Annotated in this window: 9 protein-coding genes; 6 read left to right on the top strand and 3 right to left on the bottom strand. The window is 63.3% G+C overall.

From position 1 onward, the window contains the following. Window positions 1-62: 62 nt before the first annotated feature. Window positions 63-503: a CBS domain-containing protein gene (locus tag J4E63_RS12890; protein WP_003202071.1), complete on the top strand. Its 441-nt coding sequence runs from the start codon at window positions 63-65 to the stop codon at window positions 501-503. A gap of 9 nt (window positions 504-512) precedes the next feature. On the opposite strand, the gene J4E63_RS12895 is transcribed toward J4E63_RS12890, so the two are convergent. Together J4E63_RS12895 and J4E63_RS12900 are read right to left on the bottom strand one after the other, a co-directional pair. Beyond that, window positions 513-1550: an AraC family transcriptional regulator gene (locus tag J4E63_RS12895; protein ID WP_207282200.1), complete on the bottom strand. Its 1038-nt coding sequence runs from the start codon at window positions 1548-1550 to the stop codon at window positions 513-515. Beyond that, window positions 1547-2461: a GGDEF domain-containing protein gene (locus J4E63_RS12900; protein ID WP_060742271.1), complete on the bottom strand. Its 915-nt coding sequence runs from the start codon at window positions 2459-2461 to the stop codon at window positions 1547-1549. The genes J4E63_RS12895 and J4E63_RS12900 overlap by 4 nt, the downstream gene beginning before the upstream one ends. A gap of 488 nt (window positions 2462-2949) precedes the next feature. Between J4E63_RS12900 and J4E63_RS12905 the strand changes: the two genes are divergently transcribed. From J4E63_RS12905 to J4E63_RS12925, 5 genes are all read left to right on the top strand, one after another. Further along, window positions 2950-5478 carry a TonB-dependent receptor gene (locus tag J4E63_RS12905; protein WP_207282201.1) on the top strand — a complete coding sequence of 843 codons (2529 nt, stop codon included), beginning with the start codon at window positions 2950-2952 and terminating at the stop codon, window positions 5476-5478. 137 nt (window positions 5479-5615) lie between these two features. Continuing rightward, window positions 5616-7559: a phytase gene (locus tag J4E63_RS12910; protein ID WP_259333743.1), complete on the top strand. Its 1944-nt coding sequence runs from the start codon at window positions 5616-5618 to the stop codon at window positions 7557-7559. 64 nt (window positions 7560-7623) lie between these two features. Continuing rightward, the gene (gene tolQ, locus J4E63_RS12915; RefSeq protein ID WP_192260223.1) at window positions 7624-8328 is read left to right on the top strand and encodes a protein TolQ; all 705 of its coding nucleotides are present in this window, start codon (window positions 7624-7626) and stop codon (window positions 8326-8328) included. A gap of 13 nt (window positions 8329-8341) precedes the next feature. Continuing rightward, a complete protein-coding gene (gene tolR / locus J4E63_RS12920; RefSeq protein WP_060742274.1) occupies window positions 8342-8788 on the top strand; it encodes a protein TolR in 447 nt (148 codons plus the stop codon). Beyond that, window positions 8785-9606: an energy transducer TonB gene (locus J4E63_RS12925; protein WP_207282202.1), complete on the top strand. Its 822-nt coding sequence runs from the start codon at window positions 8785-8787 to the stop codon at window positions 9604-9606. The genes tolR and J4E63_RS12925 overlap by 4 nt, the downstream gene beginning before the upstream one ends. A gap of 151 nt (window positions 9607-9757) precedes the next feature. Here J4E63_RS12925 and J4E63_RS12930 read toward each other — a convergent pair whose 3' ends face one another. Beyond that, on the bottom strand, window positions 9758-10651 hold the full coding sequence (locus tag J4E63_RS12930; RefSeq protein WP_207282203.1) for a helix-turn-helix domain-containing protein: 894 nt from the start codon (window positions 10649-10651) through the stop codon (window positions 9758-9760). Window positions 10652-10674 lie beyond the last annotated feature (23 nt).

The following is a 10674-nucleotide window of genomic DNA, read 5'->3' on the forward strand; positions in this document are numbered from 1 at the left end:
GGGATGTTTTAACTGACAGCATGATGTTCGAACAGGCCTTTGGCTGAATGTGGGGATGAACAATGAAAACCGCTGCCCAACTGGTGAGACTCAAGAGTGTGCAGAACCAGCAGGTCCACAGCATCGCGCCCGAGCAGACGGTGCTCGAAGCGCTGCAGATCATGGCCGAAAAAAATGTCGGCGCGCTACCGGTAATCGAGGACGGCCAGGTGGTGGGTGTGTTCAGCGAGCGGGACTACGCGCGCAAGATGGTGCTCAAGGGGCGGTCGTCGGTGGGTACGACGGTGCGTACCATCATGAGCGCCCCGGTGGTCACCGCCGACAGCCAGCAGAGCATCGACCGCTGCATGGAAGTCATGACCGACAGCCACTTGCGGCACTTGCCGGTGCTGGATAACGGGCAGTTGATCGGCCTGCTGTCCATTGGCGACCTGGTGAAAGAGGCGATTGTCGAGCAGGCGGACCTGATCCGGCAGTTGGAACACTACATTCGCGGGCACTGAGCCCACAGTTCAGCCCAGCATCAGCAACTGCCGGATCAGATTCGGCGTGCTGCCGGTCCAGCGCTTGAACGAGCGACGGAAGTTCGCCGTATCGTTGAAGCGCAAGTACTGCGCCACTTCCTCGTTGCTGAACCCCTTGACCTGGTACAGATACAAAGCCACGTGGGTGTGCACCCGGTCGACCTGTTGCTGGAACCCGGTGTGGTGCTTGTGCAACTTGCGCTTGAGGGTCGCCGGGCTCATGGCGAAGGCCTGGGCGGTTTGTTCCAGGCTTGGCGTCTGCTGCACATGGGCGTGCAGGTAGTCGTAGAGGCAATCCAGGAAGCTCGACGCGAAGCCCAGTTGGTTGAGCTGGTCCTGGGCTTCGATCCGTGCCACCTGGCCGGCGGTGGCCGACACGTTGGGCCAGGGCTGGGCGAGGCAGTGGCGGGGCAGGCGCATCAGGTCCAGGGGACGGTCGAATTGCGTGTGCTCGCCCAGGTGCACCCAATACTGCTCGACGTAACGCGGCTCGCTGTGGCGAAAATTGCACTGCCAGGGCAGGCGTTCACCGCTGAGCCAGGCGCTCATCGCCACCATCGAGGTCATGCTCGCCTCCAGCACGAAGCGCCATTGTTCCCCGGCGCCGCAGCTGTCCAGCCAATGGACATAGGCGTAATGCTCGTCCAGCAACAGGCGCGGGGCTGCCAACGGGCTGAGCAGCGCCTGTTGGTCGATCAGGCTTTGCAGGGCCTGATGCAGATTCTGTGCGTGGCGCAAGGCGTGGCTCGCGGGTCCGTAGTGGCCGGGCAACAGCCGCTGGCCAAACAGGAAGCTGCTGTCGCTGGCATCCAGCAGGCGCCGGCTGTTGTCGATCAGGCCGAGGAATTGCTGTGGGCTGATACGGCTCTGTCCGGCGAGGATATCGTCATGGAACAGTCCGGTGCCGCGCAGGAGGCGATGGCTGTCGATGTCCCGCGACAACGCCAGGTCGATCAGCGCGGCAGGCTGATAGTGCCCCGGAATGAAGCGGCTGTCGGTTTCGTACCAGCAGGTCTTGAGCGTCATGCGCTTTTCGCCAACGTCGTCCGGGACTGGGCCAGTGCCAGGTTCAGGCGTTTGAGCAAAGCGTCGGGGGCTTCGTCGAACGCCATCACCACCGCCGTGCTGGCGGCCAGTTGCAAGCGCTCGCCGTGTTGCCGGGTCTTGTGGGCCAGGCTGCGCACCGCGATTTCCAGCTCCAGGGCCAGGCGCCGGGCCTGGCTCTCGCCGGTGTCCGGCAGCAGCACCACGAAGCGATCGCCGGCCAGGCGGCACAGCAGGTCCTGGCGACGCAGGTTCAAGACCAGCAGTTGACTGATCGCTTGCAATACCGCATCGCCTTCGCCGTGGCCGAAGCGTTGGTTGATGGCGGTGAAATTGTCCAGATCCAGGGCCAGCAACGACAGTGGTTGCTGGCGGCGCCGAGTGTCTTCCAGGCTGGCGGACAGTTCGTGCTTGAGAAAGTCGGCGCCCCCCAACGGTGTGAGCTTGTCGAACAGGCGGTGCTCACGGAACAGTCGCTCGCGCTTCTCCATTTGCCCGTTGATCGCCAGCTGTTCGCGGTGCCAGTGATAGATGCCGAGGGTCAGTAGGATCATGCCCACCGGCATGGGCCCGGATTCGAGCCAGTGATCCCAAGTGATGCTGTCGGGCAAGCGGATGAATTCGTCGAGGCTGTCGATCCACCAGGAAAAGAAGATGCAGCCCAGGCCCAGGACCAGGTAGTTGGTCACCCGTCCGGCCGGGCGGCTTTTCAACACCAGCCCCAGCCAGACCAGCGCCAGCAGCGCCGAGCCGCCTTCGCCGAGAATATCCAGCCAGACCCATTCGGCGATGGGTTTGAGTTCTCCGCTGGCCAAATGCAGGATCAGCCCGAGGTTGGCCGCCAGCAGAAGCAGGGCGAGTTTGAAGCGGTGCGGGCGAAGCACGGAGAACATGGCCGAAGTCCTTTGCCAGAAGCGGAATGCGGCCCAGCACAGCAGATGGATGTGACAGTGCGGTGACGGCGGGTAACGGGGTGGGGGAGGTCGAATCAGCTCATCGGTCATCCGGTTTTTTTGCGACAACACTGCCCCTGTGGCGAGGGAGCTTGCTCCCGCTCGACTCTGTAGGAGCTGGCGAAGCCTGCGATCTTTTGATTTTTCGCTTGAGATTCAAGTGATTGGGGAAAGATCGCAGCCTCGTTGCACTCGACAGCTCCTACGGGCGCGCCCCAGCGGGAGCAAGCTCCCTCGCCACGGAGTTTCCGAGCGTGGTTCCAGCAGGTCATTTCAGCTCATTCCGGCTCGCCAACCCCGCTAAATCAGCCGATTGCAGCCCCTCCAGCCAACCCCTGTCACAGAACCGTCATTCCCCACCCCTAGCGTGCCCTCCCAGTTGCCGGGCCACTGCCTGGCGGATTTCCGGATTCCTGGGGAGGATCACCATGTACCACCGCACAAGCACCGCCGGGCTCGTCGGTTTCACCTTCACCGCGTTGGCGATGGCCATTGCCAGCGAACGACTGAGTGCCGCCGAGCAAGCGGCCGGCGCCACGGAACACGTTGAAGTGGTCGGCCAGGCGGCGAGTATCGACCAGGCCCTCAAGGAACAGCGCAGCGCCGACAGCATCAAGAGCGTGGTGCATGCCGACGGCGTGGCGCAGTTGCCGGATGAAAACGTCGCCGAAGCGGTGCAGCGCCTGCCCGGTGTCAGCGTCGAGCGCGACCAGGGCGAAGGCCGGTTTGTCAGCGTGCGAGGCCTGGGGCCGGACCTCAACAGCGTGACCATCAACGGCACCCTGGTGCCGGCTCCGGAAAGCGAGCGTCGCGCCGTTGCCCTGGATGTGTTGCCCTCGGAACTGGTGCAGTCGTTGTCGGTGATCAAGACCCTGACGCCGGACATGGACGCCAACTCCCTGGGCGGTACGGTGGATGTGAAAAGCCTCTCGGCCTTCGACCACAAGGGGCTGTTCTACACCGGCAGCAGCGAAGCCAGCTATGACAAGAACACCGGCCAGACCAGCCCGAAATTCTCCGGCGCCATCAGCGACCGTTTCAGCCTTGGCGACGGTATCGACAACTTTGGCGTGGCCGCGGCGCTGAGCTGGCAGAAGCGCGACTTCGGTTCGGACAACGTCGAAACCGGCGGTGCCTGGGATTTCGCGCAGGGTTCACGCCTCGAAGAGTTCGAACAGCGCGACTACGACATCCGCCGCGAGCGGGCCGGTGGCGGCTTGAACTTCGACTACAAGCCCGATGACTTCAGCAGCTATTACCTGCGCACGCTGTACAGCCGCTACAAGGACAGCGAAACCCGCAACGCCGCCAGCATCGCCTTTGAAAACCCGCAAGCCGCCGGGCAACTGGGGGACGCCGAGGGCGAGCGCAAGCTCAAGCAACGTGAAGAAACCCAGGAAATCCAATCCTACGTACTCGGTGGCGAGCGCCTGTTCGGTCTCTGGACCCTGAGTGGCCAGGGCGGCTACAGCCAATCCAGCGAAGACAGTCCCGGCCATATTGCCGGGGCTACCTTCGAAGGCATCGATGGTTTCAACAGTGGTTTCTACGACAACGACAAGCCGCGGCCAATCATCGGCTCGGGGTTCTACGATCCGGCCAACTTCAGCCTAGACAAGGTGGACTGGGAAGCGCAGAAGACCACCGACACCGAGAAAAACCTGCGCCTGGACCTGGCTCGGGACTATGACTTCAGCGGCTATGCGTCCCAGGTCAAATTCGGTGGCAAAGTCAGCCGGCGGGACAAGGACAACGACCTGGACGCCTGGGTCTACGAAGATTTCGACGACCTGGGTTTCACCGACGAGCAGCTGAACCTCGGGCAGTTCCAGAAAGGCACCGTGGACTACCGTCTCGGTCGCTTCGGCCCGGGCATCAGCGCCGATGCCATCAAGCAGTTGCTGGGCGGCCTGAACCGCGACGAGTTTTTCGACGAACAAGAATCGCGAGTCAACGACTTCAAGATGAGCGAGGACATCAATGCCGCGTACCTGATGAACACCGTCGACATCGATGATTGGCGCTTCATCGCTGGCATGCGCTACGAAGGTACCGAATTCGAAGCCAAGGGCAGCGGCGCCACTGACGGCGTCTTCACCGATACCGAGACCCGTCGCAAGTATCACCACTGGTTGCCGGGCCTGCACGCGCGCTACCAATTGGACAAGAACACCCAGGTGCGTGCGGCCTGGACCAAGTCCGTGGTGCGTCCAACCTTCGGGCAATTGGCGCCAGGTTTTGTCATCGACGATGACGAGGCCACTTTCGGCAACCCGGAGCTCAAGCCGCTGGAGTCGAGCAACCTGGACCTGGGGATCGAGCATTTCATGGGCCACGCCGGCACGGTCTCGGCCTTCGTGTTCTACAAGGACATCAAGCATTTCGTCTACAACACCGACCTGGCCGGTACGGGCGCCTGGACCGATTTTTCAGAAGCCCACAGCTACGCCAACGGCGACAGCGCCAAGCTGTACGGCCTGGAATTGGCCTACTCGCAAAAATTCGACTGGCTGCCGGCCCCCTGGAACGGGCTGCTGTTGGGGGCCAACACCACCTTCAGCCGTTCGGACGCCGAGATCGAAGGTTTCGACCAGGCCAGCGGTACCCAGCGCAAACGCAGCATCGACCTGCCGAACCAGTCGGACACGGTCGGTAACCTGATGCTGGGTTGGGAAAACGACAAGCTGAGCCTGCGGCTGTCGGCCAACTACAAGTCAGCGTACCTGTTCGAGCTGGCGTCCATCGGCGACCGCGACCATGACCTGCACGTAGACGCCCAGACCTTCGTCGATTTCAGCGCGCGTTACTCGTTGACCAAGAACCTGCAAGTCAGCCTCGAGGCCCAGAACCTCACCGACGAGTCGTATTTCGTCTACACCGGCCACCGCTCCTATAACGGCCAGTACGAAGAGTACGGCCCGACGTACAAGCTGGGGCTGACCTTTACCCATTTCTGAACTGCGATGCCCGTGGCGAGGGAGCTTGCTCCCGCTTGGGTGCGTAGCGCCCACAAAACAGGTCTGCTGCGCAGCCCAACGGGAGCAAGCTCCCTCGCCACGGGAATAGTGAACATGCCATTTCTGAAGTTGGCCCCATGACAAGGATTTTCCCGTTGAACACGATGTTGTCTTTACCCAAGCGCGGCTTGCTGGCGATGCTGATCGGCCTGGCATCGACCGCAGCCCTGGCGGCTTCCCCGACGCCCAAGCTAACGCTGCAAGCCTGGCCTCGATCCCAGGAACTGTCTCTCAATGCCTTGGCATTCCTGCCTGGCGCTGCAACCACCGAACGACTGGCCAGTGCCCGCGAGGGCCTGTTCTTGCTCGATGGCCAAGGGCGCGAACTGACGCGCCTGCAAGGTGCCTTCGACGGCCTCGACAGTCGGCTCCTGGGCGCGAACGTGCTGGTCGCCAGCCTCGACAGCGAGCGCCAGCAAGCCATGGTCGTCAGCCTCGACCCACAAAGCCGTCAGTGGGGCACGCCGCTGTACCTGCCCACGCGAGACTTCCCGGTAAACGGCCTGTGCCTGTACCGCGACGAGGCGAGCAACCTGTTTGTGTTCCTGGTGGGGGAAGAGGGCAAGGGCGAGCAATGGCTGGTGGGCGCCGGCGAAGAGCTGGGCGCGACCGCCCAACGGGTGCGTGGCTTGCCACTGCCGCCGGACGCCAAGACCTGCCAAGTGCAGGACGCCAGCCAGCAATTGTTCGTCAACGAAGAGCGCATAGGCTGGTGGGCCTACCCGGCATCCTCCGAGGCTGAGACCGTGCGGGCGCCCGTGGCGATGGGTGCGCCGTTCGGCGACATCCAGCAGGCGGCCGGCGCCTTGGCGGGATTGCCCGGTGGCGTATTGGGCCTCGATCCGGAGGCTGTGCAGTTGCACCTGTATCAACAGGACGGCAAAGGCTGGACACCCCGCGCCACGCTGTCGCTGCCGGGCCTGAAGGAACCGGAAAGCCTGGCGGCACGCCGGACGAAAACCGGTATCGAGGTGCTGCTGCGCGACGATGACGACGGGCGTCTGTACCAGGGAGAACTCAACTGGCAACCCACGCCCATGCCTTTGCCGCCGGTACTGCCCACGGTGGCTGCCATCGCCCAGAGCGAGCCGGTGGCCCGCCAGGGCGACGCCGCGGATGACCCGGCGATCTGGGTGCATCCGACCACGTCGGGCTTGAGCCGGGTGTTGGGCACCAACAAAAAGCAAGGCTTGCTGGCCTACGACCTGCAAGGAAAGTTGCTGCAGGAGTTGCCGGTCGGGCGCCTGAACAACGTCGATGTGCGGGCGAACTTCAAGTTGGGCACGCAAACCGTCGATCTGGCGGTGGCCAGCAACCGTGATCGCAACAGCTTGAGCCTGTTCAGTATCGACCGCGCCAGTGGCGAGTTGCGCGAAGCGGGGGAGATTGCGACGTCATTGAAGGACATCTACGGCATCTGCCTGTTCCAGCCCGCCGAAGGTGAGCTGTACGCCTTCGCCAACGGCAAGGACGGGCGCTTTGCGCAGTACCGCCTGAGCGCGCCGGACGGCGTGGTGCACGGCCAGTTGGTGCGCCAGTTCAGCGTCGACAGCCAGCCCGAAGGCTGCGTGGCCGATGAGCAGCGCCAGCGCTTGTTTCTCGGTGAGGAGGACGTGGGGGTCTGGGCGATGGATGCCCGGGCCGACCAGCCGGCGACCTTGAGCAGTGTGATCAAGGTTGGCCCGTCGTTGCACGCTGACGTCGAGGGCATGGCCTTGTACCAGGCCAAGGGGCGCGACTACCTGGTGATCTCCAGCCAAGGCAACGACAGCTACCTGGTGCTCGATGCCGAGCCTCCGTTCGCCGTGCGGGGCGCGTTCCGGGTCGGCCTGAATGCGGCTGCGGGCATTGATGGCGCGTCGGAGACCGACGGCCTGGAAGTGACCTCGGTGAACCTCGGCGGGCCCTGGAGCCAGGGCATGTTGGTGGTCCAGGACGGTCGCAAGCGCATGCCCGAACAGACCCAGAACTTCAAGTTCGTGCCCTGGGCCGACGTGGCGAAAGCCCTGCGTCTGCCTTGAGCGGCACTGTCATCAACCGGTCACGAACATTTCATCGAATAGCAGCCAGACAGGAGCTCTACCCATGCAAGCCACTTTGGAACACATGACAATCTGGGGCCTGATCAGTGACGCAAGTCTGCTGGTCAAGGCGGTCATGCTCACCTTGCTGCTGGCCTCGCTATTGAGCTGGTACCTGATCATCCAGCGCAGTGCCGTGCTGCAACGCAACGAGCGCCAGCTCAACGGTTTCATGCAACGTTTTCGCAGTACCCAGGACCTGTTGCCCCTGTACCGGGAACACGCACAGATACGTGAGGACGAGGGCGTCACGCCGATTTTCCAGGCAGGCTTGCTGGCCTTCACTCAGCTTAACCAGCCCTCCTGTACGCCCGAGGTGGTACTCGAAGGCGTCGAGCGTTCGTTGCAGGTAGCGATCAGCGAACAGGAAGTGCACTTGGAGAAAGGTTTGCAGTTTCTCGCGACCGTCGGTTCGGTCAGCCCTTACATCGGCTTGTTCGGCACGGTCTGGGGGATCATGAATGCTTTCCTCGGCCTGTCCCAGGTGCAACAGGCCAGCCTTTCCACCGTGGCACCGGGCATTGCGGAAGCGCTGATCGCCACGGCCATCGGCTTGTTCGCGGCGATCCCGGCGGTGATTGCCTATAACCGTTTTGCCGCGCGCGGCCAGACCCTGCTGACCCGTTACTACGGGTTTGGCAACGAACTGCAGGCGCGTCTGCACCGCAAGCTGCACGGCGCCCCGGTGAACCTGGCCTCGGCCGCTTGAAAGGAGAGGACAGATGCTCGTCAAGCCCCAACGCAAGCACGGTCCCAAGGCCGAAATGAACGTGGTGCCATACATCGACGTGATGTTGGTGCTGCTGGTGATTTTCATGGTCACCGCGCCGATGCTGACCCAGGGTGTGAAGATCGAACTGCCCAAGGTCGCGAGCGAAGCGCTGGCCACCGACAGTCGCCAGCAAATCCTTACTCTGTCGGTAAAGGCCGAAGGCGGTTACTACTGGAACCTGGGCGGTGAGCTGGACACCCGTCACCAGACCGACAGCGCCGTGGACCTGGAGCAGATGCGCGCCAAGGTGGCGCAGGTCGTAGCTGAGCGCAGCGATACCCAGGTGTACATCCGTGCCGATGATCATGCCGATTACGGCCGGGTCGTCGCGGCCATGGCCGCCCTGCAGCAGGGCGGCGTGAGCAACCTGGGGCTGGTGACCGAGGCGCCGCAATGACGGCGATGATCATGCACAGTCCCGCCTTGAGCGTACCCGCGTCGAGCCATCACGGTTTTTGGAGAAACAGCCTGGCGGCGGGATTGGCCGTGGCTCTGCACGCCGCGATAGCCGCGTTGTTGGTGTTGGGGTGGAGCGTGGAGAAGCCCGCCGCCGAAACGCCGCGGGTGTTGCGTACGCAACTGGTGATGCTGCCGGCCGCACCGCTGCCCGAGGCGCCTGCACCGGCGGCTGTCATCCCTGTTGCACCACCCGTGGCCGAGCCCGTACCGCCACCCGCGCAAGCGTCACTTCCTGTCCCCACCAAGCCGCTTGTCGACCCGCGAGCCGAGGCGCAGAAGCTGGAACAGGCGGCGCTGGCCCGCAAACGGGTCGAGGAGCAAAAACGCGAGCTACAGGCCCAACAGCAGCAGCGCGAACGCCTGGAAAGTGAGCGACGCAGGCAAGACGCCGAGCAGCAAGCAGCCGAACAACAGCGCCAGGCCCGACAGGCCCAAGCACTCGCCGAGCAGCGCCAGGCCGAGCAGGCGCGCCAGGCCGCCGCCGACAGCCGCAGCTATCAGCCCCTGAACAAGCAAGCCCCGGACTATCCGCAACGGGCCCTGGACAAGGGCCTGGAGGGCGATTGCACCGTGGAATACAGCGTGATGCCGGACGGGCGGATCGACAGTCCCAAGGTGCTCGACGGCTGCCACCCGCTGTTCATCCGCCCATCCCTGGCCGCCGCCCAGACGTTCCGTTATCAGCCGCGAATCATCGATGGTAAGGCGGTGACGGTGCCGGCGGTGCGCAATACCTTTCATTACCGGATCAAATGAATACAGGCCTGACAGAAAATACCTGTGGGAGCGAGCTTGCTCGCGATAGCGGTGGAGCCGTTGCCATCAGTGTTGACTGGTCTGACGCCATCGCGAGCAAGCTCGCTCCCACAGTGGTTTGTGTGCGGCCACATTGTGGCGCCATCGGCTTTTACTTGCGGTAATGACTCGGCGCCACGCCCACTTCGCGACGGAATACCTGGGAGAAATGACTGGCGCTGCCATAGCCGACCTCCAGGCCGATATCGATGACGCTGCGCTCGGTTTCGATCAGCAGTTGCCGGGCCCGGGCCATTCTCAGCTGGATGAAGTACTGCGAGGGCGAACGCCCGGTGGCGCGCTTGAACAGGCGGCTGAAGTGGTATTCGCTCAGGCCGATGGCCTGGGCCAGGTCACCGAGGTTGAAGGGGGCGGCCAGGTGTTGCTCCATTAACTGGATCACCCGCTTGAGCTTGAAGGCAGGCAGGGCGTTGCGGCCGGACATGTCCTCGGCCCCGGCATCCACATAATGCCGCGCCAGGTGCACCGCCACGCATTGCGCCACGCCCTGGACCAGCAAGGCACTGGTTTCACCGCGTCGGGTCAGCTCTACCCGGATCTGTTCCAGCAAGGCCGAGAGCACTTCATCCCGCCCGCCTGAGACTTCCCGCAGTTGGATCGCGCCGCCGCCAGCTTCGGTGATGGCGCGCTCCAGCAACGCCAGGCCCAAATACACATGCATGACCACGAACGGCTCAGGGCTGGTCACTTGCCAGCGCATTTCATAAGGCACAGGGGAGGTGGTCAGGAAAAAATCCCCGCGGCCCACCGTATTCGCTTCCCACGGCTCGTGGGCGGTGCGCTCCTCGACAATGGCTTGCCCGGACAACACCCAGACCAGCAACGGCTCGGCCACCGCTGGCACGACGATGTGGGCTTCGCAACGCTCACGGACAAAGATCTCCACCAGGATCTCTTTGCTCGATACGCCGTCGGAGGTGGCCAGGCGTTCGCCGCGAATGTGCCCTTGCAGGCCGTTTGCCGATGTTCGTTCGGTGACTTCCATGCTTCGATGGCCTCGATGAAACG

Source organism: Pseudomonas sp. FW300-N2F2, from assembly GCF_017351655.1.
Classification (GTDB): domain Bacteria; phylum Pseudomonadota; class Gammaproteobacteria; order Pseudomonadales; family Pseudomonadaceae; genus Aquipseudomonas; species Aquipseudomonas fluorescens_AA.